The organism is Neokomagataea tanensis (assembly GCF_006542335.1).
In the GTDB taxonomy this organism is placed as follows: Bacteria; Pseudomonadota; Alphaproteobacteria; order Acetobacterales; family Acetobacteraceae; genus Gluconobacter; species Gluconobacter tanensis.
Window position 1 is genome coordinate 1066750 of the sequence record NZ_CP032485.1, and the last position, 24463, is coordinate 1091212.

Here is a 24463-nt window from a genome sequence, read left to right on the forward strand (position 1 = left end):
TTATAGGGAGAAATACAGTCTTGGGGTGAGGGGCATATGGATTCAAAGTGTCAGATTATGCTTGTTGCAGCACTGCTGAGGGTGCGCGATGGTCGTCCTGAAGTCCTGACTGTATCTCCAGACGTTTCATTGCCCGCTGGCCCGTTGGAGCCAGCACATCGCACGCTGCAAGCAGGTATGCGTAGCTGGGTTGAGCGCCAGACTGGTTTCAAGCTTGGGCATATAGAGCAGCTCTACACGTTCGGCGATGAAGTAACGCCCGATCAATTACGCCTTTTGCGCGTGTCATACATGGCTCTGACGCGTGAGAGCGGCGATCAAGCCGGGTGGAGTGCTTGGTATCAACACTTTCCATGGGAGGACCGCAGGGCAGCAACGTCAGACGATTTGCTTAGGCAAATTGTTCAACGCCTGACATCATGGGCAGGTGATTGCTTGTCTCGCAAGGAGCGTGTGGCGCGTCATTTTGGTTTGAACGGGTATGAGTGGCTCTGCGAGCGTGCTTTAGAGCGTTACGAGATGATGTGGGAAGCTGGACTTTTACCTGAGGCACCACATCATTCAGCACCGCTCCTTAGCGGTCAGGTCATGCAGGGTGATCATCGCCGCATTCTGGCTACGGCGATGGGGCGACTGCGCGCCAAATGCCGATATACCCCAGCGTTGTTTAGGCTTGTTCCTGAAGAGTTCACATTGCGTTCGTTACAGGAGGCGCTTGAAGCAGTCTCTGGTCAGTGCCTGCATAAGCAGAATTTTAGACGGCTTATTCAAAGCCAAAACCTCATTATCGAGACAGATAAACAGGACATAGGCAGCGCTGGGCGCCCGGCGCGTTTGTACCGTCTTGCGAATATCGAGCATGCATCATGCGCCCTGATGGGAGCCAATCTGCCGCTCGCGCCTCTCGATAAAGCATAATCACATCCTGGTGTGACGTCGATTTTAGGCTTCTGTTCTGAGTGAGAGATGTTATATGCTCAATCTGAACATAAATAAGGACGGGAGCCCGTCATGTCTGCTTCGCTTATGCATCAAAGCCGTGATTCCCTGTATTCGCCCGTCTCACGCGTTATGGCGCGCGTTGACTGGGAAGAGCACTTTGCAGAGGATATCGAGGCAATTCTGCGCTTGAAGCGCGAACGTAATGCGGTCATTTTGGCGCATAACTACCAGACGCCAGAAATCTTCCATTGCGTCTCTGACATTAAAGGCGACAGCCTCGCCCTCGCGCGTGAGGCACAAAATGTTGACGCGGATATCATCGTAATGGCCGGTGTGCATTTTATGGCTGAAACAGCCAAAATGCTTAATCCAGAAAAAATGGTGCTGATACCGGATGAACGAGCGGGCTGCTCACTTGCCGAAAGTATAACGGCGGAGAATGTACGGGCTATGCGGCGGGAATACCCCGGGGTTCCTGTTGTTACCTATGTAAATAGTACGGCTGAAGTAAAAGCTGAAAGCGATGTGTGCTGCACATCGGGCAATGCAAAAAAAATAGTGGAAAGCCTAGGTACGGACAGGGTTATTATGATTCCTGACCAGTATTTGGCGCGTAATATTGAGGCCGAGACTGGCATTAAAATGCTAACATGGCCCGGCTCTTGTGAGGTGCATGAGCGCTTTACCCCAGCAGAAATACGGCAATATCGACGTTTGCACCCCGGGGTAGTTGTTATTGCTCACCCCGAATGCCCACCAGAAGTTGTGGCGGAGGCTGATTTCTCGGGTTCTACCGCTCGGATGATCGATTTCGTTTCTGAGCGCCGCCCAGCAAAGGCATTGCTCGTGACGGAGTGCTCAATGAGCGACAATTTAACGACGCTCGCTCCTGAGACTGAGTTTGTCCGTCCATGTAACCTTTGCCCACACATGAAGCGGATTACTCTCAAGGGTATTCGCAGGACGCTTGAAACACTTGAGACACCCGTGACGATCCGGCCAGACCTGATTGACCCAGCTCGGCGCGCTGTAGAGCGGATGTTGGCGGTCTGAGGTATAATCATGCACAGCCTTTCTGCACTGTCTGGCCGTGTTGTGATCATTGGCGCTGGTCTGGCTGGGATCGTTGCGGCTTTAAAGCTTGAGCGCCCGTGCGTTGTTGTGTCCCCAACGGGGTTGGGTTCTGGCGCAGCATCCATGCTTGCGCAAGGCGGCATAGCGTGCGCGCTGGCTGATGGTGACAGTCCGGAGCTGCACGCTCAGGATACGCTCAGCGCTGGTGCCGGGTTGTGTGATAAAGATGTGGTTAACGCCGTAACTGCCGCTGGTCCCGGGGCCATCGCTCAATTGAGGCGGTGGGGGGTGCATTTCGCTGGCACGTTGGGGAAACCCGATCTGCATTTGGAGGCTGCCCACAGTTGTCCAAGAATTCTCCATCTTAATGGAGATCAAAGCGGTGCTGGGATTATGCGGCCGCTTCTTGATACTGCGGCAGAGTGCTCACGGATCACCATTCTTGAAAATACATCACTGACACAATTTTGTGTAGAAAATGGCGCGTTGGTGGGTGTCCAGACAACGGCTGGCTTCATTGCGACAACGCAGTGCGTTGTGGCGTCAGGTGGTGTGGGCGGGTTGTTTGCAGGGGCAACTTGCCCAGCGGAAGCATCGGGCAGCGTGCTTGCTCAGGCGGTGCGCGTAGGGGCAGCCGTGGGAGATATGGAATTTGCACAATTCCATCCGACAGGCCTGGCAATAACTGTGCAAGGCAGCCGACGGCCGCTGATTAGCGAAGCTGTTCGCGGAGCGGGGGCACATCTCATTGATGAGAGTGGTGCGCGCTTTACAGAAGAACTTCAACCGCGTGACATTGTTGCTCGTGCGATAGCGGCACACCGTGCATGTGGCCATGAGGTTTTTCTTGACGCGCGCTCCTTATCCCGAGGTGTATTTTCAGAACACTTTCCCGGCATTTCTGCTGCCTGCAAGAAAGCTGGTATTGATCCGGACCGCCAGCCAATCCCAGTTGAACCTGCTATGCATTACCATATGGGCGGCCTTATCGTGGACCTTTCAGGCAAAACGACGGTTCCTGGTCTATGGGCATGTGGTGAGGCTGCATGCACGGGACTTCATGGTGCGAACCGCTTGGCAAGTAACTCGCTGCTTGAAGCTGTTGTGACAGCCGAATGGGTTGCAAATGACATAAACGGCCAGCCGCCAGTAAAAGAAGTGGCGCCTGTGGTGGGTCGGTTCTCCCACGATTACGGGAGTGTTCTGCCTGGTTTGTCGGTGCGGTTGGTCCGTGATGTGGGCATACTGCGTGACGAAGACGGGTTAAACGCTTTCCTTCGCGATGTTGCTCCTCACGTTAAGGTCAGTGATGCTGCTCTTGTGTCATTGTTGATTGCGGCTGGAGCTTTGGTCCGTCGTGAAAGCCGGGGATCGCATTACCGGACAGATTATCCATCTGTTTCCGACCCAATACGCCGTATTTTTACGCTTTCTGATCTTCAATCTTTTGGAGTGGATATATCATGACGATGACCGCTTTCTTGCCTGACCTCATGTGGCAGCCGCTTATTGAGCAGGCTCTGAGGGAAGATCTGGGTTCGGCTGGGGACATGACATCACAGGTGCTCGGTTTGGAGCGCCAAACCCTCACAGCTATATTTAAAGCACGCCATTCTGGTGTTGTAGCCGGGTTAGCGGGAGCGCGCCTAGCATTTACAATGTTGCAGCAGGACGCACGCTTTGAAGAGCATGTGACGGACGGGACCCGTATCCAACCGGGAGACGTACTAGCAACGATCACAGCGACCGCCTCGACCGTGCTTGCTGGGGAGCGGACGGCTCTCAACATGCTCTCCCATCTGAGTGGTGTTGCGACGGCAACGCGCAATATTGTTGATCTTGTTGCAGGAACAGGTGTGCGTGTTTGCTGCACCCGTAAAACCACGCCGGGCCTACGATCAGTCGAAAAATATGCTGTTAAAGCGGGGGGTGGCTCCGGGCACAGGCAACGTCTTGACGATGCTGTTTTGATTAAGGACAACCATTTAGCGATGTGCGGCGGTGTGCGACCGGCGCTACAGGCGGCAAGAGCTCGTGTCGGGCACCTTATAAAAATTGAATTGGAAGTAGATACGCTTGATCAGTTGAAGGAAGCTTTGTCTGTTGGTGGGGCAGATGTGTATCTGCTCGACAATATGTCTACAGATCAGTTGCGCGAGGCTGTTGCGCTTGTAGGTGGGCGTGCCATGACCGAGGCCTCAGGTGGTATTACGCCGGAGACAGCGCGTAGCATTGCTGAAACAGGGGTTGATGCTATTTCGATGGGTTGGCTTACCCATACCGTCAAATCATTGGATATTGGGTTGGATATAGAGGTTTAAAAAAAGGCGCCGTGAGGCGCCCTTTTACAATTAGCAGTTACAGCCGTTTGTTTGGCCTTGTGCTTGACGAATGACGTGGTGATCAATCCACTCAGCAACGAGACGACGTGCCTCAGTTACAGAAGATTCGGGGTGGTGGATTCGGTACAGCGTGGTGCAAGCGGCAAAAGCCTGCATGTCTGGCTGTCCTACGCCACGTAGTTCTTGATAAGCGGTCACAACGGCGCGCTCACATTTGCGGCCGATCCGGCTGGTTTCGAAGCTCACGGCGGCTCCTGCAAAAACGTAGAAGGGTTCGGACCTCCTCCTGTATGACTCCAGATCGCCTCATGCAAGAGCAATGTCGTATCTAAATGTGATTCTGTGTTGTGGTGGCAAAATTGCCTCTACCCTTTGGGAGGCTAGATCATTAAACCCAACAAGCAATAATACTGTACCATAGCTATGGAAAACGGAGAGCGTCAAAAATGACCCAATTAGCAGAAAGCGCCATTGCAGGCCGTACAGAGTGGGATCGTGATGCCGCTTTGACAACAGCAAAAATTTTGCTGGAAATAAAAGCCGTCAATTTTCGTCCAGAAGACCCATACACTCTGACATCTGGCTGGAAGTCTCCCGTTTATATTGATTGTCGTAAGATTATTTTCTTCCCGCGTGCCCGTGCCAAAATCATGGATCTAGCAGTAGAGAAAATTGGTCGTCACATCGGTTACGAAAGCCTAGATGCCGTCGTTGGTGGTGAGACTGCTGGTATTCCATTCGCTGCATGGATTGCAGACCGCTTGATGACCCCCATGGCGTATGTGCGTAAGAAGCCAAAAGGTTTTGGCCGCAACGCACAAATTGAGGGTGATGTACCTGAAAACATGCGTACGCTGTTGGTTGAAGATTTGACCACAGATGGTGCATCGAAGGTGCGTTTTGCAAATGCTCTGCGTGAAGCCGGGGCGATTGTTGATCATACTTTTGTTGTTTTCTTCTACGGGGTATTTCCCGGCGCACATAAGACGCTAGCTGATATGAATATCTCCTTGCATGCTTTGTGCACGTGGTGGGATGTGCTGGAAGCATGTGCAGGTGGTAACTACTTCTCTGAGAAAGACAGCGCTGAAGTGCGACGTTTCCTAGAGGACCCGTGTGGTTGGTCTGCCCGCCATGGTGGTGTTGGAAGTGCAGAAGAAGCAGCAGCCATCAAAGCGGCTGCGGCTAAGGCGGAAGGCTAATCAATTTATGGGCTTGAACCACCAACGTTGTCTCGTCTTCGATTCGGGGATTGGCGGGATGGGTGTTGTTCAAGCCCTTCAACACTTACAGCCAGATCTGGTCATTGATTATTTGGCTGATACAGCGCTCTACCCATATGGAGAGCAGCGCGATGAACCTCTAATTGCGCGTATTGTGCACCTACTTAAAACGGCACATCGTAGGTTGCGTCCTGATATTGTTGTTATCGCGTGCAATACGGCGAGCACCATTGCTTTACCGGCGCTGCGCGCGGCCTTACCAATTCCCATTATAGGCTGTGTTCCTCCTATTCGTTGGGCGGGGCGTGTGTCCAAAACACGGACAATTGGTTTGTTGTCTACAACAGCAACGGCGCGGCGGCCGTATGTGCATCAATTGCATGCTGATTTTGCGCCGGACTGCAAATTGATTGTGCACGGAGCGCGTCGGCTAGCTGATTTGGCCGAGCAGGCATTTCTAGGAAAAAAGCTTCCAGCGGAGGCGTTAAAAGCCGAGGTTGATGCGCTTTTGAACCAGCCGGGCGGTGAGCAGATTGATACGATTGGTCTGGGGTGTACGCATTACACGTTCTTACTGCCTGAATTAGAATTATACGCAAAACCGGGAATTACGTGGCTTGATCCCGCACCAGCCGTGGCACGTCATGCGCTAACAATTTTAGAGACAGCTCCGTGGCAGGACCGTTTAGAGCACCAAGCAGCAACGCTGTATTTGACAGCTGCTCCGCAAGGCGGAGAAGACTTTAGCCATGCCATAAAGCGCTTGCAGTTCGGGAAATGGGACATATTTGAAGATAGGTTTGAGTGTATTTAGACTAGGTATTTATAAATCGTTAATAAAAGCAGGAACTATTTAACGTTTTCGTAAAAGCCTAATGTTAGAAAAAATTACCGATTTGTTTTGAGGGTTGTTGATTGTAATTTTGTTACGTGCGTGGAGCTGTGCGTAAAAAAACCATAAAATCTGATAAATAAATAGTATACCATTTAGGTATATATTTAAAAAATAAAGCTCAAAAATCAATATTTACGTATTTTTATGTGCATTTTTTAATAAATTAACAATGTATTAATTATTTTATGAGAAAAAATTGTCAAATTCAATGTAACTAATAATATATAAGAATATAATGCAATGTAATAAATCGTAATATATTATGTATACGAATCCTATTGATTCTATTTTAGTTTAAATATCGAGTTTGAGCGATGAAAGTAGACCTCTTATTTGAGGCAGACAATTTGTATGTTGCTGCGCACTTAATCGGCACAGACGATGTCGTCGTGACGTTTAATAACAGAGGCGATATTGGTGATGGTGGGGGTTTTTGGGGAGATCGCTTCCTAGAAAAATGTGGTGTTTCGGCAATTGGCATATGTGCCCGCCACGCTAACTGGTTTCCTGAAGAAGAAATGGCTGCTGCGATACAGGCTATCCACGCAGCAATTCCGGGAAAACGTATTATTACCTATGGCATAAGCATGGGTGGGTACGGTGCGCTGAAATTTTCTCGTGCACTTGGTGCGGTGCGTGCTCTTGCTTTTTCCCCGCAATGGACAATCAACCCGCATCATTGCGGGCATTACACATATCAGTATACCGAATGTTACGACGCCACTTTACGTGGTGGTGAGCCGATTAAATCGGATGATTTGAGTGGGCAGTGTTTTGTATTTCTCGATATGCGGGAATACCCTGATTGGAAACACTTTGAATACATCAAAGATGCAGCCCAACAGTCTCCGCACTGTTCATTAGAAACTGTTATTGCTCCATTTACATGGCATGGAACGTTGTTCCAGCTTACAAGTGCAAAGCACGGCATCGCGTCTCGTCTCATTGAGATAGCGCGTGATGATGCAAAGGCGCATAGTGCAAACTTTCGCCAGCTTTTACGTGAAAGTCGCTCAACCAGTCGACATTATCAAGAAACACGAATGTATTGTCTGGCGCACCGTAGTGGAGAGCGTGTTGATGCTGGCACGACAGCATTGCGTCATTCCTTATTGAAAATTAAGACGCAGGAGAGTCGTCTTTTGCGGGCGATACTCTCTCAGATTGATGGCCATACGCTTTTCGGTATGAATGGGGTTCGCGCAGAGATTGCGAAAGACCATTTATGGTCCACGAGTAATTGGGCGATGGACAGAATATTACGCGTCTTACGCCGCCATAACCTTAAAGAAACGGAATGTATAATAAGGGAATGCTTGCGTGACCGTGAGCCAGACAATTTCGGTTTAAGGATGTACGTTGCAAATACTTTGGCGGATATTGGGTTTTCCGGAAGAGCAACGCTCGACTTAATAAGTTATTTTTCCAAAAACTCGCCGAAAAGTAATGATGAATTACATGCGATCCGATCATTCTTCGACAGAATAAATAAACCGGAATTGGTGGAATTACTGAGGGTTGAGGGGTTTGTTTGAGGTAGGAGTGCGCTGGTCGAACCCAAGTATTTCTTAGAGCAGGCGGATGGTTTTGAGAAATAAGAACGTCACGGCCATTGCGGAGAAGCAGACTGCTCCTGCCTCGACGGTTCCCCATGCACCTTGTGCCAAGAACATGCCACCAGTGTTCATACCGAAGAAGCCAGTTACGAAGGTGGCGGGGAGCATTAAGGTCGTGCCAACAGAGACGATGTAGAGCCGTCGGTTTGTCTCTTCAGCTTGGCTCGACCCGAGTTCGTCCTGCAAAGAGCGTGCACGGTCTTGTAGCGCAATAAGGTCGTCTAGTGCTGCATGTACCTGTCGTTCGGCCCGGTCCCGCAGGGTGTCCTCTGCCCATTCAGGCAGATCTAGGTCTTCGTCGCGTAAAATCCGGTCAATTGGTGTGACAACACGACGAAGTTCTGTTGCGCGGCGTCGCACTTTACCGACGATACCGCCCAAGTGGCCAAGGTCGGAGCGGTGTTCAATCGTTAAGAGAACGTCTTCTGCCCGGTCTAATTCGTCATCAAGCTGTCCGAGTTGTCGGCGCACCGTGTTGGTAAAATCGCGCAGCGCCCGGTCGATCATGCCGGTGGGTGTGCGAGGGATCTGGTCCCCCTTCAGGGAGCGATAGGCAGACCCTAGGACAGGGATAGGATTACGCCGTGTAGTAATCAGCAGGTCTGGGCTGGATGCAAAGCGCCACGCGCAAATTTCTCTGTCTTCCTCTGACAAAGCGTCATCAAAAGCAGGAAGGGCGCCCCAGACAAGATCTTCATAGGCATCAAGCGTAATGCCGTATTCTGTTTCAGCCAAGGTGGTGCAGGCATCTTCAGGCAAAATGGGGAGGTTTGCGATCAATGCACGTGCAGAACTGTGTACCGTATCAAAATGCAGCCAATACCAGCCCTCTGCACAGGGCGTACGGTCTTTTTGGAGTAGTGACTCCACCATGTCTGATGTGAGGGTAGTGACCCCTTTTCCCGGGATTGCGTGAATGGCCCATACGAGACCATTTGCAAAAGCGGGAGCCCCCTGGTCCTGATGTGCAGGATCAATAACCGTGAACGGAAAGTTATAAGCTGGCTTTTCAGACACGGCATCCTCCCATCATCAGTTAAAGGAGCGGGCGTTACGTAATGCGCCTCAAACAGAGAAACGGCGTTCTCGGCGGAACGTTTGTTAGCTTGCTTCTGTCAGGTCAGATAAAAACTGTAAAATGGTTTTATGCAAAGAATCTCAAGAAGCTGTGTAAGGAATAATCTTCTTTGCCTGCTTTGATGGGTGCAGCCCTTTGCGGATGAGTGGGGAATCTCTATACCTTTCCCCGTTATTCTCCCGCAGTAAGGGTATTACCTATGACCGTTCAGGACTTCAAAGTTCGCGATCTCACTCTCGCAGATTGGGGCCGCAAAGAAATTTCCATTGCCGAAGGCGAAATGCCAGGTCTGATGGCACTTCGTGAAGAGTACGGCGATAGCCAACCTCTCAAGGGTGCGCGCATTGCAGGTTGCCTGCACATGACCATTCAGACGGCTGTTCTGATTGAGACATTGGTAGCGCTCGGTGCGACAGTGCGTTGGTCCTCATGCAACATTTTCTCAACGCAGGACCACGCTGCAGCCGCTATTGCTGCCGCAAACATTCCTGTGTTCGCATGGAAGGGCCTGACAGAAGAAGAATTCTGGTGGTGCATTGAGCAAACCGTACGCGGGCCGGACGGTTGGACACCAAACATGATTCTGGATGACGGCGGTGATCTGACCGTCCTCATGCATGACAAATACGCTGACCTTCTGGATGACGTGCGCGGTCTGTCTGAAGAAACCACAACGGGAGTGCACCGTCTGTGGGAAATGGCGCGTAAGGGTACGTTGAAGGTCCCTGCGATTAACGTCAATGACAGCGTTACCAAATCAAAGTTCGACAACCTGTATGGCTGCCGTGAGAGCCTCGTGGACGCTATCCGTCGTGGTACGGACGTCATGATGGCGGGCAAGGTTGCTGTTGTTGCTGGTTATGGTGACGTCGGTAAGGGTTCTGCTGCATCTCTGCGTAATGCAGGTTGCCGCGTTCTGGTTACGGAAGTTGATCCGATTTGTGCTCTCCAGGCTGCTATGGAAGGCTATGAAGTTGTCACGATGGAAAATGCGGCTCCACGCGGCGATATCTTCGTAACCTGCACAGGCAACGTTGATCTGATCACTATTGATCACATGCGTGAAATGCGGGACCGTGCGATCGTTTGCAACATCGGTCACTTTGACAGCGAAATTCAGGTCGAAGCGCTGCGTAACTATCGTTGGAACAACATCAAGCCACAGGTTGACGAGATTGAGCTGTCCGAAGGCCGTCGTATCATCCTGCTTTCCGAAGGGCGCTTGGTGAACCTTGGTAACGCAACGGGTCATCCATCATTTGTGATGTCGGCATCCTTTACAAACCAGACGCTTGCTCAAATTGAACTGTGGAATGCTAAGCCCGGTCAGTATGAGCGCAAAGTCTACACGCTGCCAAAAGCACTGGACGAAAAGGTTGCGGCACTCCACTTGGCGAAGGTCGGTGCCGAGCTTTCAAAAATGTCCCAGAAGCAAGCAGACTACATCGGTGTACCGGTAAGCGGACCCTTCAAGCACGAAGAATATCGCTACTAATCGGAACAGTTGCGACAAAAGCGCGTTTCGAATTCGGACGCGCTTTTGCGCATCGTTGTTACAGTTTAGGAGTGTGACCCATGGGTCTTTTCAGCTCAATCATGTCCAAGATTTTTGGTAAGGCAGAAGCTGCAACGCCTTCAGCCCCAACTGAAGCAGAAGCTGCAGCGCCAGCAGCTTCATCTGCGACTGAAACACCAGCAACACCATCAGCGCCTGTTGATGTGAATGCGGTGCTTGCAGAGTTGGCATCAAAGGCAGGGCAGCAGCTGAACTACCAGACATCTATCGTTGACCTGTTAAAGCTTCTGGGTCTGGATAGCTCTTTGGAAGCTCGTAAGCAGCTTGCCGGTGAACTGCACTATTCAGGCAGCACAGATGACACTGCAACGATGAACGTTTGGCTCATTAAGCAAGTTTATGCTGAGCTGGCAAAGAATGGTGGCAAGGTGCCAGAAGGCTGGGCACACTAAGACTTCTGCTGATCCGTAAATTTTACGGAGAGGCTGCAAGTGTCTGCTTTGCCCCTTTGCGGTTATATCCGCAGAGGGGCTTTGTTTTTATTTATAAGCTATCCACGAGAGATACTTCTTTTTTGAGATCGTCTTTACCGAGAGGCAAATAGCCATTTTCTTCCTGTTTGTGATCAGAGATTATTTTTTGGCCTTGGGCCGAGAGTAAGTAGAGAAGAAAATTTTTAATCTCTGGCGCAAGATGCTTGCTCGGTGGGCAATCCACATAAATGTTGAAGAAGTAAGATATAGGCCATTGTGTACGATCACTGGTACCGTCTGGTAGAGCGTATGGAGCTCCCGGTTTTGTTGACAATGGTAGTAATTTTACGCCTTCGGGTGCCTTGCCGCCGTCAATCCATGTGCTGTAGCCAATTCCGTAGGGATCATGGGCGATGGCATTTAAAACGGCCTTCCCATTGGGCATGGCGCGGTAAAAGGGGCTGAAAGGCAGGCCATTAAGTTTGGACTGCTGCATAGCTGAAGCAAAGCTGTTGTCCGGGTTCAAACCGTAAACATGAATTGGGGCCTTTATCCATTTTTCTTGTGTTATGCCGAGTCCTCCCCAAGTAGGAGCCGCTGTGAGGGGGTATGAGGCGGAGAATATCTTCTGCGCTGTGGGCCACGCTAAACCGACCAGTGGGTTTGCTTGGTTTACGTAGACAGCAGGGGGCGTTTTACCGTCAGCGCGTGGGCCGTAACTGGCATAGGCAATGCGAATACGCGTTGGTGCGTACCCTTTAGCTTGCAGGAATGCGTTAATATCGTCTTTCCAAGCTTCGCGGCCCATAGGGGCGAAAGCAGAGGTGCCTGCAATTAAAGCGGGGATAGCAAGAGAAGACCCGCGTAGATCATTGGAAAAAAGAACCTTATGGCCGTGGAATTGGTACCGTTTTTCAAGGTCAGGCAGAAGAAACTCTAGGGTATCACTTCCAACAATGTTTATATTTTTGATATCATTTTTATTTATAATTGGGGTGTATTGAGGGTTCCCCGTGATGAGGTCAATGTTTGATTTTACGTCTTTGTCGGAAAGGGGTTTTAAGTAATCAAAAACATAATTGAGCTTTTTCTGGCCGCTTTCGGAATAAATGTCCAACAGGAATGGTGCGATATTTCGGTCAATGGCGCCCGCTGAGTTGCGACGTACGCAAACATACAGGCCATGGAGAAGGGGAAGAATGAGCGGAGTTCCACCTGTATACCGCTTTATCGCAGCGCGCTCCCCATCTGTTAAGTCCCGGGGAAGAATAGCTGCGGCAATAATTCCGTGGGTGAGTAGGGGTATGCTCGCCAAGGGGCCAGTCACACGTGCGGTTAAGCCAAAAGCAGATGCTACGTCTTCGCTTTCTGGGCTACCACCGATGATAAGGCTACCTTGATTATCGTTGTAATGCGCAGTCAAGGCAGGGATTGGCGTCGTTTTTTCCGAGGAAGCAGCATGCCCGAGGCTGGTGCAGCCCATGACTATGGCAAGGGTCAGAAAATATTTATACATCGAAAATTTACACTCAAAGTACTTTAAAACACAGTTTGGGTTAATGCATAATTTGAGTGTTATGTATAGAAATTTAATGTATCAGAAAACGTTCCTAAAAAGAGGTGATAATATAATCTTTTTAGTTAAACCAGAGAAACGTTTATATTATTAATAATTGTATTTATGAGAGATATATTTTTTGTTTGCCCTTTATTCATTAGTCCAATTTCAGATAAAGAGTTTATATTATCTATAATGGAAAATTCATTTCCATTCATTAGAGCAATATTGGAACGCGGTTGAATGGTGAGCGCTGGGATTGGTGTGCCATCTTGAGAGGTTATAGCGCAAACATTGGGTAGCATGAGCAGTGACAGCCCACGAAAAGCGGCCTGAGATAATGGGATAAGACGTTCCCAATTTTGCACAGAATTGGCGCGAATAACGGCCTGTTTGTTCTGTTCAGGCGCAGGCAAGCAGGTGAGGTATTGTTTTGTTTGTGTAGAGAATAATGAGACGTATCCTTGCTCAGCGTCTTCCAAAATGCATGGGGGGAAGGCTTTGGGCATAGAAGTATGTTTGACGAAATTAATGGTGCTTGGAAGTGAGAAAGGGGAGGGAACCTGAAGTGTCAGATCTGGCAAAATGCCGGGTGTGAAAGGAGAAACGGTGAAGTCATCGCGGAAAGGGTCGTGGCTCAGTAGGTTTCCATGCCAGTCCATGAGATAAAGCGAGAGTGATTTGTCAGTCGCATTCATGGAATACCTGCCTTTTAAGTCGATGCTTTATAAAGTTTGAGGCACTTGTCCATGACACCGGGTAATGCGGCGCTTTTAAGTGAACGAAATACCCCGAAACTTGAATCTATATCCTGATTACGGTTTTGGGGAAGTCGGGTTCCGTAAACATCTGCTTTGAGTGTGAAATGGGAGAAAATATGCGTTACTTCTCCGCAATGCGACCAGTTTAAGAGAGCGGGGGCATGGGACAATGCATCTTGTTTGTTCCATGCAGTTGAGCGCCATTCCGTTCCTGGAAATTCGTCCATGCCGCCCAGCAAACCTTTGGGCGGGCGTTGGCGCAAAAGTACATTTCCCTGATGGTCGAAAAGAATGAAATGCGCGCCGTAGCGCGTCGGGCGGGCTGTTTTGGGTGTTCGTTTCGGGAGGGTGGTTGCTAGTCCCTGAGCGTTGGCTTTGCAGGGGAGCGCCAAGGGCATGGCAAGCATGTGGGATTCCTGGGCGTGCATATGCTCGAGCCGAGATCAAACAGTGCCTGAGCAAAGTCTGAGGGGCGCTTTTGTGCGATGGGGTCGTGGTTCAGTGTTGCCGCTTGCCGGTGTAACTGGGGCCGAGCACCGGGGATAGGGTCTTCAACCGCAAATAGGCGTGCTGTGACACGTTCAACATTGCCATCAACAGGGATAACCGGCACACCAAAGGCAATGGCTGCAACAGCGCGAGCGGTGTAAGCGCCTATACCGGGGAGTGCTTGTAATTCTTCTACCGTTTCCGGGAATGAGCCGCGAGCCGCTATTTTTTGTGCGCAGGCGTGCAAATTCCGTGCCCGTGCGTAATAGCCCAACCCGGCCCATCTTTGCAGAACATCTTCCAACGGGGCTGAAGCGAGCGCTTGAACGGTTGGATAATCCGTGAGGAAGCGTTCAAAATAAGGTATTACAGCTTGAACTGTTGTTTGCTGTAACATGATTTCGCTGAGCCAGACGGCATAGGGCGATGGGCGTTCGGCATCTGAGCCGCGCCATGGCAAGGTACGCCGATGCGTGTCATACCAGCGGAGAAGTTCGGAAGCATTAAGTGTCACGTTGCTCTATATGGAAGAGGATCGAACGCTGAACAAGCGCAGTAATGAGCCTAATGCTCAAGGCAAGGCGCCTTTCAAGCCAAAAACTACGACCTATGGGACGAAACAGATTGGCGCGTTCGTAACGCAAATTACGCAGCCCGCTTTCAAGAAGAAGTCTCCTATCCTTATTCGGCTTGCGTTGAATTGGGAGGAATTTGTCGGCCCTTATATTGCACAGCAGACTGAGCCTCGGCGTCTTTCTGCTGGCACGCTTACCTTGGCGTGTTCTGGCCCGGTAGCAATGGAATTGCAGCATCAGAGCGTCCAATTATTGGAACGCATAAACGCATCTTGTGGGTTGCGAGGGGTTCATGCGATTGAGCGCATAAAGCTCGTTCAGGACCACGCTTTGCGGCCTGTAGCGCCTAAAACACAGCGCAAGCTTCCGGCAGTTTCTGTCGAAGGTGTTGAAAATGATGAGCTCCGAACGGCTCTTGAGCAGCTCGGAGCGTATGTTAAAGGCAAACGTCCCCGGAGGTAAACGGGCAGACGTTATTGAGTAATAAAGTCTGCTGCCTTGTAGCCCTGCGCGAAAAGATGGGCGCGAAGGGATGCAAAATTAACCTGCATATCGGTCACTTTGCGAACATTTGGTTTTGCGTGAAAAGCAAAGCCGAAGCCCGCTTCGCGGAGCATCGGGATGTCATTAGCTCCATCTCCTGTTGTGAGGCAGGCTTTGAGCTGCACGCCACGCTCTGCTGCGATGCGGTGTAAATGTTCCAGTTTTGCGTCCGGGCCAAGGATGGGGCCGTCCAAGCGTCCGGTCAGAGTGTTCCCGTCAATGCCGAGATGGTTGCCGTGGTGTTCATCAAAGCCGCACAGCTCAGCCACGCGTTGAGTGAACCATGTAAAGCCCCCGGAAACGAGTGCTGTGCGCGCACGGTGGGCACGCATGGTCATGACCAGTTCGCGTGCACCGTCTGTGAGTCGCGTCGCATTCCATACGTCTTCCAGCACGCTGGCTGGTTGGCTTTTCAAGAGCGCGACGCGTTGTTCTAACGCTGTGTCAAAATCGAGCTCTCCGTTCATAGATGCCCGTGTGATGGCTGCTACGTCTTCTCCAACTCCGAGAATAGCGGCCATTTCGTCCAGCGTCTCGCTGGCAACAATCGTACTGTCCATATCTGCCACAAGCACGGCTTTGCGCCGGCCGCGCGTTTTAATAAGCAGGGCATCCGTTTGATACGGAGCAAGTGTTGCACGGATAGTAGCGGCGTTCGCGACCGTTGGTGGGCAGGGAATATCGACGGCCTCACCAGGTGATAGAACGATGGGCTTCTCACCGCGTACCAAGCTTCGTGCGACGTCAATGGCTTCGGGGGCAAGTGGGCCGTTGCGGCGGTCAGCAACGAGGGTCAAGACATAGGGGAGCGACATGAAGGAACCTTTAGCTTTTGAACGCTCTCGCATGTGAGGCGGTGCATGTGGCAGTAAGAGGCTATGAACGCCTCAAGAATTGCAATTATTGTGGCCGGGCCAACCTGTTCCGGCAAGTCAGCTCTCGCGATGGATATTGCACGACACCAGAATGGTGTCGTGATCAATGCGGATTCGATGCAGGTTTACAGAGACTTGCATATTTTGACAGCGCGACCTTCGGTCGCAGACGAGGCTCAGGTGCCGCACCGATTATATGGCGTTTTGGATGCGGCCTATCCGGGCAGTGTTGCCTGGTGGCGTGAGCAAGCTTTGGCTGCCATGGAGGAATGTTGGGCCAGTGGCCAAATGCCGATTTTGTGCGGCGGTACGGGAATGTATCTTCGGGCCTTGCTTGAAGGTTTGGTCGAAGTACCAGATCCCGGAGAAGAGGCTCGGTGTGAAGCGCGACAGCTTATTGATGACATTGGACCGGCGGCGTTGCACGAACGTTTAATGGAGGTGGATCCATCGACGGCGCAGACGCTACGGTCGAATGATTCGCAACGTATTTCACGTGCTTGGGAGGTTTGGCGCGGGACGGGACGGGGGCTGCTTGCTTGGCGTTCAGAACCGGGTTTGCCAGCTGCGGATTGCCGCTTTATTTCCGTGCGTTTGGATCCGCCAAGACCTGAGCTAAGGGCCTCCATAAAACTTCGTTTTGACCAAATGATTGAAGCTGGTGCTCTTGATGAAGTGGCTGCCTTGGTAGAGCGCGGGCTGGATACGGCTTTGCCAGCAATGCGCGCCCACGGTGTGCCTGAATTATCGGCGGTATTACGCCAAGACACTTCTTTGGAAGAAGCGTGCGATGCTGCTGTGTTGGCTACTGGCCGCTACACGCGCAGGCAGGCGACTTGGTTTAGACATCATACTCTGGGCAAAAAAGAAGATTCTATGGATTTGTTGCGCAGATACCCCTCATTTGAGCAAGATTCGGAAAATTATAAAGAAAAAATACAGAATTTTATATCAAAACGCGTTGACCTTCGCGGCGTGGCGTCCTAAACCCGGCACTCTAAACGCCATTGGGAGGATAGTGGTGACGGATCTTGCGGCGCCCAAAGCCGATGAACACACAAAAACGCTGAACCCTGCAACACTTAACGGTGCAGAAGTCCTTCTTCGCGTCCTGAGTGAGCTCGGTGTTGAGGTCGTGTTCGGCTATCCGGGCGGAGCGGTGCTGCCGATTTACGATGCATTGTTCAAGCAAGATCACATTCGCCACATCCTTGTTCGCCACGAGCAGGCTGCTGTGCATGCAGCTGAAGCGTATGCGCGCTCAACAGGTAAGACCGGTGTCGTTTTGGTAACGTCAGGGCCTGGCGCTACCAACGCGGTGACTGGTTTGGTTGATGCGTTGATGGATTCCATCCCGCTGGTTTGTTTGAGTGGTCAGGTTCCGACGAAACTGATCGGAAATGATGCCTTTCAAGAAGCTGACACAACGGGAATTACCCGGCCGGCGACTAAACACAATTATCTGGTTCGTACGCCGGAAACTTTGGCCCCTATCGTGCGCGAGGCTTTTGCTGTGGCACAAGGTGGGCGCCCTGGGCCGGTGCTGATCGACCTGCCTAAGGATATTACGGTAGGTAAAGCGCCGTTGACGCCGCCGGCTCCTACGCCAGCGATGAAGCGTTTGCAGAAAATTGCAGCGCAAAATCGGCCAGCGCAGGACGCCATCGCGCGTACGATTGAGGCGATGAAGACGGCAAAGAAGCCGCTTTTCTATACGGGTGGGGGTATTATAAACTCTGGCCCGCATGCAGCTGAGTTGTTGCGCGCTTTAGCACGCAAAACGGGTTTTCCGGTTACGTCGACGCTTATGGGGCTGGGCGCATTTCCTTCCCCTGACCCACAGTTTTTGGGCATGCTGGGCATGCACGGTGCTGTGGAGGCGAATATGGCAACGCATGGTTGTGACCTGCTGATTGCCCTTGGTGTGCGTTTCGATGACCGCGTGACAGGTCGTGTCGATGCGTTCTCGCCGAACTCTTTCAAAGTTCACGCTGATATTGACCCGAGCCAGATTGATAAAATCATCCCTGTGGATGTTCGTCTAGAAGGTGATGTGGGTGAAACCTTGGAAGCTTTGCTGGCAGCATGGGGTGAAACTGAGGCCCCGGACCTGACGCAGTGGTGGAACCAAATTGCCTCGTGGCGGAGCGTTGATGGCTTCGGTTTCACGCAGGACATGACACCTGAGGCGGTTATCCGCCCGCAATATGCCATTCAGCGTTTGTACGAGTTGGTGCAAGAAAGTGGCCGTGATACCTTCGTATCAACGGAAGTTGGTCAGCATCAGATGTGGGCTGCGCAGCACTTCCAGTTCGATAAACCTAACCGTTGGCTAACATCCGGCGGTTTGGGTACGATGGGATACGGTTTGCCTGCTGCGGTTGGGGCGCAGGTTGCGCATCCCGATGCGCTGGTGATCGATATAGCGGGAGAAGCGTCCACCCTGATGAACATTCAGGAGCTGGGAACAATTGCGCAATATCGCCTGCCGGTTAAAATTTTCATTCTAAATAACCGCTATATGGGGATGGTGCGCCAGTGGCAGGAATTGCTGCATGGCTCGCGCTACTCACAATCTTACAGTGAGGCATTGCCTGACTTTGTGAAGCTTGCTGAGTCTTTCCATGGGACGGGCATGCGTGCGCGGAATGTGGGTGAGCTGGATAAGGTCATTCGTGACATGTTGGCGCATGATGGCCCAGTCATAGCGGATATTTGTGTAGCGGAAGGTGAAAATTGCTACCCGATGATTCCATCAGGTGCAGCGCATAACCAGATGTTGCTTGGCCCAGATCAGGATTCAGCCGCAGCAGGGCTGACCGAAGAAGGGATGATGTTGGTCTAATGTCTGATTCAATTACAGCAGATATCATCCAGAACTCGGTCATCTCGGTTCTGATTGAAGATGAGAGCGGCGCTCTGGCGCGCGTTGTTGGCCTGTTCTCTGGCCGTGGCTACAATATTTCTAGCCTCACTGTGGCTCAGGTCGATGCCCGTCAGGGGTTATCCCGTATCACTGTTTTGACCTCCGGAACGCCGATGGTCATTCAGCAGATTAAAGCACAGTTGAAGCGCCTTGTGCCTGTGCATGCGGTGTCTGATTTGACGCAGGAGGGGGCTTTTGTTGGTCGTGAATTGGCTTTGGTGAAGATTGTTTCATCAGGGGAAGATCGGACCGAAGCCCTGCGTATAGCGGAATCTTTCCGGGCGCGGCGTGTAGACAGCACGGCGACAAGTTTTGTGTTTGAGCTTACCGGTTCACCGGAAAAGATCGACGCGTTTATTGAGTTGATGCGCAATCTCGGCTTGGCCGATGTTTCGCGGACAGGGATTGCTGCGATAGCGCGTGGTCCTGAAGTTTTTGCACCTTTGGTATTTCACCCCAGCGAGGAGACAGTCTGATGCGGGTTTATTATGATCGTGATGCTGACCTGAACCTGATCAAAAGCAAGAAGGTCGCGATTATTGGTTATGGCAGCCAAGGCCACGCCCATGCCAACAACCTGCGCGATAGCGGCGTATCTGACCTTGTTATTGGTCTGCGTCCAACGTCTTCCGCTGTGAAGAAGGCTGAAGGTGCGGGCTTCAAGGTAATGGGACCGTCAGAGGCAGCAGCTTGGGCTGATGTCGTTATGGTTCTGACGCCTGATGAAGGCCAAGGCGCTCTCTACAAGGACCATCTCGAAGCGAATTTGAAGCAGGGCGCAGCGCTTGCTTTTGCGCATGGTCTGTCCATTCATTTCCGCATCATCGAAGCGCGCCCTGATCTGGACGTGTTCTTGATTGCGCCAAAGGGCCCAGGTCACACAGTGCGTTCAGAATACCAGAAGGGTGGTGGTGTGCCGTCTCTGGTTGCTGTTGCACAGAACGCTTCAGGCCAGGCGCTGGACATTGCTCTGTCCTACGCATCGGCAAATGGTGGTGGCCGTGCAGGTATCATCGAGACGTCCTTCAAGGAAGAAGTAGAGACGGATCTGTTCGGTGAGCAGGCTGTTCTGTGCGGTGGTGCGGTTGAACTGATCCGCGCTGGTTTCGAAACGCTGGTTGAAGCGGGCTACGCACCGGAAATGGCGTATTTCGAGTGCTTGCATGAGCTGAAGCTGATCGTTGACCTGCTGTATGAAGGCGGGATCTCGAACATGAACTACTCCATCTCTAACACAGCAGAGTATGGTGAGTATGTGACGGGCCCACGCATTATCACGCCTGAAACAAAGGCTGAAATGAAGCGCGTCCTGACGGATATTCAGGATGGTACGTTCGTACGCAACTTCATCCTTGAGAACCAGTCAGGCGGCGTAGGCTTCAAAGCGATTCGCGCCCGTAATGACGCGCATCAGATTGAAGAAACGGGTGCTAAGCTCCGCGCTATGATGCCTTGGATTGCCAAGAGCAAACTGGTCGATAAAGAGCGCAACTAAGCTCGAATATGACATTTCTTGGGTGGTTTGCTGAAAGGTTTTTGACAATTCACGAATCACCTAAGAAAAGCCTTGCATCTAGGTGGGATAGCGCTGTATCCAGCCCCCACCTGGCCCAAGGGGGCGATTGACGCCCAACAGGCCGTCTACTGGTTTGGGGGTACGTGATGAACGCACTTGCTCAACTGGGGATGGTATCGGAACACCCGAGAGATATCCAGAACAGCGAAGCTCACTCTGTTGAAGAGGAGCGCAAGGACTATTTTATCGAGCGCGACGGTGAACGTTTCGCGGGGAATCACATCTTGGTCGACTTTTGGGACGCGAGCAACCTCGACGATCCAAAGCGCATTGATGAGACTCTTTGCGAGGGTGCCATAGCTGCTGGTGCAACGATCTTGCACAGCCATTTCCATCATTTCACGCCGAATGGTGGTGTGTCTGGTGTTGTCGTTCTGGCCGAGAGCCACATTTCTATCCATACGTGGCCGGAGCGTAACTTCGCGGCTGTGGATGTGTTCATGTGCGGTTCTTGCGACCCGAACCTGACAATTCCAGTGATGCAGCGTCTGTTCCAAGCTGGCCGCGTAGAGGTTGATGCCGTACGTCGTGGTCGCGTGCAGGGACGCACGAAAACGGCTTAAGGGCCGGGCGAGTATTACCGCCATTTGCTAGCCGGGGTCTCATGCGGGTCCCCGGCTTTTTTCTTGTAACGTCGCCTCAGAGCGCCTCGGATTATTCCGTAAGGAGACGATGACAATGGCCGAAAATTGGCTGAACGAAACTCTGTACCCTGACTGGGGGCAACGTTTCCTCGTGACCCGTGAGTTGGCACGTGTGAAGTCTGACTTTCAAGATATCGTTGTTTTTGAAAGCAGCAGCCATGGCCGCGTTCTGGTTTTGGATGGTGTAATCCAGATCACGGAACGTGATGAGTTTGTGTATCAGGAAATGCTCGCTCATGTGCCGTTAATGGCGCATCCTTGTGCGAAGCGCGTTCTGATCATCGGTGCAGGTGATGGTGGCGTTCTGCGCCGCGTTTTGCAGCATGACACGGTTGAAAAAGCCGTTATGGTGGAAATCGATGGTGCAGTGATTGAGCTGTCCAAAGAGCATTTGCCGAACATTGCTGGTGATGCATGGAATGATCCACGTGCGGACGTGATTGTGGGCGATGGTATCGATTATGTTGCGAAGGCAGCGGACGGTTCTTTCGACGCGATTATCGTTGATAGTACGGACCCAATCGGCGTTGGCGAAGTTCTGTTTACGGATGAATTCTATAGCAATTGCGCACGCATTTTGTCGGATGAAGGTATCATCGTAAACCAGTGCGGTGTGCCGTTTATGCAGGCAGATGAACTGCATGAGACCAGCTTGCGCCGTGCTAAATTTTTCCCGCATGTTTCCGCCTATGTTGCCGCTGTGCCGACCTATGTTGGTGGCTTCATGACCTTGGGTGTGGCAGCTAAGGGCCAATCACCGAATACGCAGACCATTGAGCAGGTGCGCGCACGTGCTGAAGCTGCGAAGATTGTTGGTAAGACCCGCTACTGGACGCCGGAAATCCACGTTGGCGCGTTTAACCTTCCACCTTACATAGCGGAACATCTTCCCAAAAAGGGCTGATGCGTTTGTAAGCATCGTATTGGGGGCGGGCTATTTAGCCTGCCCCCAATACGGTTTTATACTTTCAAAAGTGATATAAAGAGCGGATGTTACGCGGTTGTTTGACCTGTAGCTCCGAAGACGGACGCCAAATGCGCACGAAACAGGCGCAGCGTATTGTCTATATCTGGTGCTTTAATGACGTCCGTTGCGAGGAATGTCGGTAAAGGTGACATGCCAAGAAATTGGTTTGCCTTATGGACTGGTAGATAAACGGCATCGACGCCCTGCCCACCAAAAAACTGTGCGGGGTCACTGAAAGCCTCTTCGGGGGCGTTCCAAGTCAAAGACAGCATGTAGTACTTGCCGCTTAAGAGGCCGCCTGAGCCGTAAGTGCGTTCAGGGTGCGCGCGGGATCGGCCGTCATTGGCGTAGAGTTTGCTATGACCTGCGGTGAAGACCTCATCCATGTATTTTTTAACGGTCCAAGGGGCTCCCATCCACCATCCGGGCATTTGGTAAATAACTACATCCGCCCATTGGAAAAGGGCGACTTGCTCTGTGACGTCGTAGCCCTCGTCTATCTTAACGACACGGACATCGAGTCCGTTGAGGCTTAAATCGTTTTGCGCGGTTGAAGTTAAGGTATCGTTGAGTGCGCCGCGGGAATGGGCGAACGTTTTTCCGCCGTTGAGAATCACAATATTTTTCATGGATAAGCCTTGCAGGAATTGGAGCCATACGGGGCTCCTCCGGGATCGGTGCGTATTTTGACTAATGTGGTGGTCGCGACGGCCGTTCTAAAGGTGGGAGAGTAATAATTGGGCTGAGAGGTGCACAGAGGGAGGTCGGTGGCGAGTTCACTCGCCGTGGGTGAAAGCCCTGTAGCTTGGGATGGAGGCGGGCTGGATTCGAGGGTGGTGGCGGCTAGATTGATCTCTGGGCTGGGCAGAATATTGCTCAATGCGCGGAGTGCAATTGCAGCAGTTTCAAAGCTGTAAGTGTGCTCCTTTCGTAACAGGGAAAAAGAGAGCACGCGATGCTGGTTTGTGATGATTGCATGGCTGGTCTGAAACTGGCAAAGAGGGGGTGATCAACACGGGAGAGACTAGCCGCGAGGCTGGCGCCGAAGGAGCAACCGCCCCGGAAACTCTCAGGCTAAAGGACCGGTTGATTTTAAATTTCTGGAGAGTGGCGTGTTCTGCGCCCGCCGACGGGATAGCGATCTCAGGCCAAAGGACAGAAGGGGCGGCACTTTCCGAATGTGGGAGAGTGTCTGCGCTATTACGTCTTATTGAGCCGGATCGACTATGAGCGATACTCTACAGCAGACTCCTCTTTTTGCGCTTCATGGTGAGCTTGGTGCCCGAATGGTGCCATTTGCGGGTTATGCTATGCCTTTGCAGTACCCAGCGGGTTTGATGGCTGAGCATGTCCATACGCGCACAAAAGCGGGTTTGTTTGATGTGTCCCATATGGGGCAAATCCGGATTGCAGCAAAATCTGGCGATGTCCGCGACGCTGCTCTAGCTTTAGAGAGCCTTGTCCCTGCAAATTATGCTGGCTTGCCTGCTAACCGCCAGCGCTACGGTTTGCTCACCAACGACCAAGGTGGCATTTTGGACGACTTGATGGTGGCGAATATGGGCCACGATCTTTTGGTCGTTGTAAATGCGTCGTGCAAAGAAGCTGATGCAGAGCGCATCGAGGCTGCGTTGTCTGACCGGTGTGTTGTGACCCGCCAGTTTGACCGTGCGCTTTTGGCGTTGCAAGGACCAGCGTCAGAGGCAGCGCTTGCGCCACTATGCTCTGCAGCGGCTGCTATGCGCTTCATGGACATGATTGAAACGCACATTGCGGATATCCCTGTTACGCTGTCGCGTTCGGGCTATACGGGCGAAGACGGTTACGAGATTGGTTGTGCTGCTGAAGATGGAGAGCGCTTGGCGCGCCTGCTGCTGGCACAGCCTGATGTTATGCCGATCGGTCTTGGAGCGCGTGATTCTTTACGCCTCGAAGCTGGGCTATGCCTTTACGGAAATGACATCGACACCACGACCACGCCGATTGAGGCTTCCCTTGGATGGGCGATACAAAAAATTCGCCGCGAAGGTGGCGAGCGTGAAGGCGGTTATCCGGGAGCGGAGCACGTGCTGCGCCAAGCGCGGGAAGGTGCGGCACGTCAGCGCGTTGGCCTAATGGCAGAGGGACGTGCGCCAGTGCGTGGTGGTGCAAAGTTGTTTGCGGATGCACAAGGCAGCCGAGAGGTTGGTGTGGTGACATCTGGTGCATTTGGACCCACGGTTCAGGCTCCGGTTGCCATGGGTTATGTTGAAACGGCGTATGCCGCCGTTGATACAGCTCTTTTTGCAGAATTGCGCGGGAAGTTTGTTCCCGTTCATGTCCGGGCGACGCCGTTTGTGGCGCCGGGATTCAAGCGTTGATCTTTGATCTCCAACAGAGTTTTGGGAGAG

Annotated in this window: 23 protein-coding genes, 1 pseudogene and 1 riboswitch; of the genes and pseudogenes, 17 read left to right on the plus strand and 7 right to left on the minus strand. The window is 51.9% G+C overall.

What is annotated here, in order from left to right:
- Positions 1-36 precede the first annotated feature (36 nt).
- The 4 genes from D5366_RS04915 (at position 37) to nadC (ending at position 4337) form a co-directional block, all read left to right on the plus strand.
- A complete protein-coding gene (locus D5366_RS04915) occupies positions 37-918 on the plus strand; it encodes an NUDIX hydrolase (RefSeq protein ID WP_141492525.1) in 882 nt (293 codons plus the stop codon).
- Between the two features lie 93 nt (positions 919-1011).
- Complete coding sequence (gene nadA / locus D5366_RS04920) at positions 1012-1995, plus strand: quinolinate synthase NadA (protein WP_141492526.1); 984 nt, start codon at positions 1012-1014, stop codon at positions 1993-1995.
- A 9-nt stretch (positions 1996-2004) separates the two neighbouring features.
- On the plus strand, positions 2005-3483 hold the full coding sequence (locus D5366_RS04925) for an L-aspartate oxidase (RefSeq protein WP_141492527.1): 1479 nt from the start codon (positions 2005-2007) through the stop codon (positions 3481-3483).
- On the plus strand, positions 3480-4337 hold the full coding sequence (gene nadC, locus D5366_RS04930; RefSeq protein ID WP_141492528.1) for a carboxylating nicotinate-nucleotide diphosphorylase: 858 nt from the start codon (positions 3480-3482) through the stop codon (positions 4335-4337). The genes D5366_RS04925 and nadC overlap by 4 nt, the downstream gene beginning before the upstream one ends.
- Before the next feature lie 30 nt (positions 4338-4367).
- On the opposite strand, the gene D5366_RS04935 is transcribed toward nadC, so the two are convergent.
- Positions 4368-4604, minus strand: coding sequence for a hypothetical protein (locus D5366_RS04935; protein ID WP_141492529.1), 237 nt, complete (start codon positions 4602-4604; stop codon positions 4368-4370).
- 200 nt (positions 4605-4804) lie between these two features.
- On the opposite strand from D5366_RS04935, the gene D5366_RS04940 reads away from it, so the two are divergent.
- The 3 genes from D5366_RS04940 to D5366_RS04950 all read left to right on the plus strand — a co-directional run bounded on the left by D5366_RS04940 (position 4805) and on the right by D5366_RS04950 (position 8011).
- Positions 4805-5560, plus strand: coding sequence for an orotate phosphoribosyltransferase (locus tag D5366_RS04940; RefSeq protein ID WP_141492530.1), 756 nt, complete (start codon positions 4805-4807; stop codon positions 5558-5560).
- A gap of 58 nt (positions 5561-5618) precedes the next feature.
- Positions 5619-6395, plus strand: coding sequence for a glutamate racemase (locus D5366_RS04945; protein ID WP_240775386.1), 777 nt, complete (start codon positions 5619-5621; stop codon positions 6393-6395).
- A gap of 395 nt (positions 6396-6790) precedes the next feature.
- Complete coding sequence (locus tag D5366_RS04950) at positions 6791-8011, plus strand: hypothetical protein (protein WP_141492531.1); 1221 nt, start codon at positions 6791-6793, stop codon at positions 8009-8011.
- Positions 8012-8044: 33 nt separating this feature from the next.
- Here the strand turns inward: D5366_RS04950 and D5366_RS04955 are convergent, their stop codons facing one another.
- Positions 8045-9109 (minus strand): transporter, encoded by a 1065-nt coding sequence (locus tag D5366_RS04955; protein WP_141492532.1) that lies wholly within the window; start codon positions 9107-9109, stop codon positions 8045-8047.
- Positions 9110-9369: 260 nt separating this feature from the next.
- Between D5366_RS04955 and ahcY the strand changes: the two genes are divergently transcribed.
- Together ahcY and D5366_RS04965 are read left to right on the plus strand one after the other, a co-directional pair.
- Positions 9370-10665: an adenosylhomocysteinase gene (ahcY, locus tag D5366_RS04960; RefSeq protein ID WP_141492533.1), complete on the plus strand. Its 1296-nt coding sequence runs from the start codon at positions 9370-9372 to the stop codon at positions 10663-10665.
- 80 nt (positions 10666-10745) lie between these two features.
- Positions 10746-11138: a DUF3597 domain-containing protein gene (locus D5366_RS04965; protein WP_141492534.1), complete on the plus strand. Its 393-nt coding sequence runs from the start codon at positions 10746-10748 to the stop codon at positions 11136-11138.
- Between the two features lie 91 nt (positions 11139-11229).
- Here D5366_RS04965 and D5366_RS04970 read toward each other — a convergent pair whose 3' ends face one another.
- The 3 genes and pseudogenes from D5366_RS04970 to mutY all read right to left on the minus strand — a co-directional run bounded on the left by D5366_RS04970 (position 11230) and on the right by mutY (position 14481).
- Complete coding sequence (locus D5366_RS04970) at positions 11230-12675, minus strand: PstS family phosphate ABC transporter substrate-binding protein (protein WP_141492535.1); 1446 nt, start codon at positions 12673-12675, stop codon at positions 11230-11232.
- Positions 12676-12800: 125 nt separating this feature from the next.
- Positions 12801-13415, minus strand: a complete 615-nt coding sequence (locus tag D5366_RS04975; protein WP_141492536.1) for a hypothetical protein — start codon at positions 13413-13415, stop codon at positions 12801-12803.
- Between the two features lie 14 nt (positions 13416-13429).
- A pseudogene (gene mutY / locus D5366_RS12215) lies at positions 13430-14481 on the minus strand (A/G-specific adenine glycosylase).
- Between the two features lie 10 nt (positions 14482-14491).
- On the opposite strand from mutY, the gene D5366_RS04985 reads away from it, so the two are divergent.
- Positions 14492-15004 carry a DUF721 domain-containing protein gene (locus D5366_RS04985; RefSeq protein ID WP_141492537.1) on the plus strand — a complete coding sequence of 171 codons (513 nt, stop codon included), beginning with the start codon at positions 14492-14494 and terminating at the stop codon, positions 15002-15004.
- 11 nt (positions 15005-15015) lie between these two features.
- On the opposite strand, the gene serB is transcribed toward D5366_RS04985, so the two are convergent.
- Positions 15016-15900 carry a phosphoserine phosphatase SerB gene (gene serB, locus D5366_RS04990; protein WP_141492538.1) on the minus strand — a complete coding sequence of 295 codons (885 nt, stop codon included), beginning with the start codon at positions 15898-15900 and terminating at the stop codon, positions 15016-15018.
- A gap of 63 nt (positions 15901-15963) precedes the next feature.
- Here serB and miaA point away from each other — a divergent pair, with 63 nt between their 5' ends.
- The 6 genes from miaA to speE all read left to right on the plus strand — a co-directional run bounded on the left by miaA (position 15964) and on the right by speE (position 22010).
- Complete coding sequence (gene miaA / locus D5366_RS04995) at positions 15964-16947, plus strand: tRNA (adenosine(37)-N6)-dimethylallyltransferase MiaA (RefSeq protein WP_141492539.1); 984 nt, start codon at positions 15964-15966, stop codon at positions 16945-16947.
- Between the two features lie 34 nt (positions 16948-16981).
- A complete protein-coding gene (gene ilvB, locus D5366_RS05000) occupies positions 16982-18805 on the plus strand; it encodes a biosynthetic-type acetolactate synthase large subunit (protein ID WP_141492540.1) in 1824 nt (607 codons plus the stop codon).
- The gene (gene ilvN, locus D5366_RS05005; RefSeq protein WP_141492541.1) at positions 18805-19362 is read left to right on the plus strand and encodes an acetolactate synthase small subunit; all 558 of its coding nucleotides are present in this window, start codon (positions 18805-18807) and stop codon (positions 19360-19362) included. The genes ilvB and ilvN overlap by 1 nt, the downstream gene beginning before the upstream one ends.
- Positions 19362-20381 (plus strand): ketol-acid reductoisomerase, encoded by a 1020-nt coding sequence (gene ilvC / locus D5366_RS05010; RefSeq protein ID WP_141492542.1) that lies wholly within the window; start codon positions 19362-19364, stop codon positions 20379-20381. Before ilvN ends, ilvC begins: the two co-directional genes overlap by 1 nt.
- 167 nt (positions 20382-20548) lie before the next feature.
- Entirely contained in the window at positions 20549-21025 is a 477-nt protein-coding gene (speD, locus tag D5366_RS05015; RefSeq protein ID WP_141492543.1) for an adenosylmethionine decarboxylase, read from the plus strand.
- A gap of 115 nt (positions 21026-21140) precedes the next feature.
- Positions 21141-22010: a polyamine aminopropyltransferase gene (gene speE / locus D5366_RS05020; protein ID WP_141492544.1), complete on the plus strand. Its 870-nt coding sequence runs from the start codon at positions 21141-21143 to the stop codon at positions 22008-22010.
- A gap of 89 nt (positions 22011-22099) precedes the next feature.
- Here the strand turns inward: speE and D5366_RS05025 are convergent, their stop codons facing one another.
- Positions 22100-22702 (minus strand): NAD(P)H-dependent oxidoreductase, encoded by a 603-nt coding sequence (locus tag D5366_RS05025; protein WP_141492545.1) that lies wholly within the window; start codon positions 22700-22702, stop codon positions 22100-22102.
- A gap of 376 nt (positions 22703-23078) precedes the next feature.
- Positions 23079-23167, plus strand: a riboswitch (glycine riboswitch).
- A gap of 132 nt (positions 23168-23299) precedes the next feature.
- Here D5366_RS05025 and gcvT point away from each other — a divergent pair.
- On the plus strand, positions 23300-24433 hold the full coding sequence (gcvT, locus tag D5366_RS05030; RefSeq protein ID WP_141492546.1) for a glycine cleavage system aminomethyltransferase GcvT: 1134 nt from the start codon (positions 23300-23302) through the stop codon (positions 24431-24433).
- The last annotated feature ends 30 nt before the right edge of the window (positions 24434-24463 follow it).

Bases quoted from the DNA above. Each gene is read 5' to 3' on its own strand.
- D5366_RS04915 (WP_141492525.1), top strand. From the start codon at position 37: ATGGATTCAAAGTGTCAGATTATGCTTGTTGCAGCACTGCTGAGGGTG.
- nadA (WP_141492526.1), top strand. From the start codon at position 1,012: ATGTCTGCTTCGCTTATGCATCAAAGCCGTGATTCCCTGTATTCGCCC.
- D5366_RS04925 (WP_141492527.1), top strand. From the start codon at position 2,005: ATGCACAGCCTTTCTGCACTGTCTGGCCGTGTTGTGATCATTGGCGCT.
- nadC (WP_141492528.1), top strand. From the start codon at position 3,480: ATGACGATGACCGCTTTCTTGCCTGACCTCATGTGGCAGCCGCTTATT.
- D5366_RS04940 (WP_141492530.1), top strand. From the start codon at position 4,805: ATGACCCAATTAGCAGAAAGCGCCATTGCAGGCCGTACAGAGTGGGAT.
- D5366_RS04945 (WP_240775386.1), top strand. From the start codon at position 5,619: ATGGGTGTTGTTCAAGCCCTTCAACACTTACAGCCAGATCTGGTCATT.
- D5366_RS04950 (WP_141492531.1), top strand. From the start codon at position 6,791: ATGAAAGTAGACCTCTTATTTGAGGCAGACAATTTGTATGTTGCTGCG.
- ahcY (WP_141492533.1), top strand. From the start codon at position 9,370: ATGACCGTTCAGGACTTCAAAGTTCGCGATCTCACTCTCGCAGATTGG.
- D5366_RS04965 (WP_141492534.1), top strand. From the start codon at position 10,746: ATGGGTCTTTTCAGCTCAATCATGTCCAAGATTTTTGGTAAGGCAGAA.
- D5366_RS04970 (WP_141492535.1), bottom strand. From the start codon at position 12,675: ATGTATAAATATTTTCTGACCCTTGCCATAGTCATGGGCTGCACCAGC.
- D5366_RS04975 (WP_141492536.1), bottom strand. From the start codon at position 13,415: ATGAATGCGACTGACAAATCACTCTCGCTTTATCTCATGGACTGGCAT.
- D5366_RS04985 (WP_141492537.1), top strand. From the start codon at position 14,492: ATGGAAGAGGATCGAACGCTGAACAAGCGCAGTAATGAGCCTAATGCT.
- serB (WP_141492538.1), bottom strand. From the start codon at position 15,900: ATGTCGCTCCCCTATGTCTTGACCCTCGTTGCTGACCGCCGCAACGGC.
- miaA (WP_141492539.1), top strand. From the start codon at position 15,964: ATGAACGCCTCAAGAATTGCAATTATTGTGGCCGGGCCAACCTGTTCC.
- ilvN (WP_141492541.1), top strand. From the start codon at position 18,805: ATGTCTGATTCAATTACAGCAGATATCATCCAGAACTCGGTCATCTCG.
- ilvC (WP_141492542.1), top strand. From the start codon at position 19,362: ATGCGGGTTTATTATGATCGTGATGCTGACCTGAACCTGATCAAAAGC.
- speD (WP_141492543.1), top strand. From the start codon at position 20,549: ATGAACGCACTTGCTCAACTGGGGATGGTATCGGAACACCCGAGAGAT.
- speE (WP_141492544.1), top strand. From the start codon at position 21,141: ATGGCCGAAAATTGGCTGAACGAAACTCTGTACCCTGACTGGGGGCAA.
- D5366_RS05025 (WP_141492545.1), bottom strand. From the start codon at position 22,702: ATGAAAAATATTGTGATTCTCAACGGCGGAAAAACGTTCGCCCATTCC.
- gcvT (WP_141492546.1), top strand. From the start codon at position 23,300: ATGAGCGATACTCTACAGCAGACTCCTCTTTTTGCGCTTCATGGTGAG.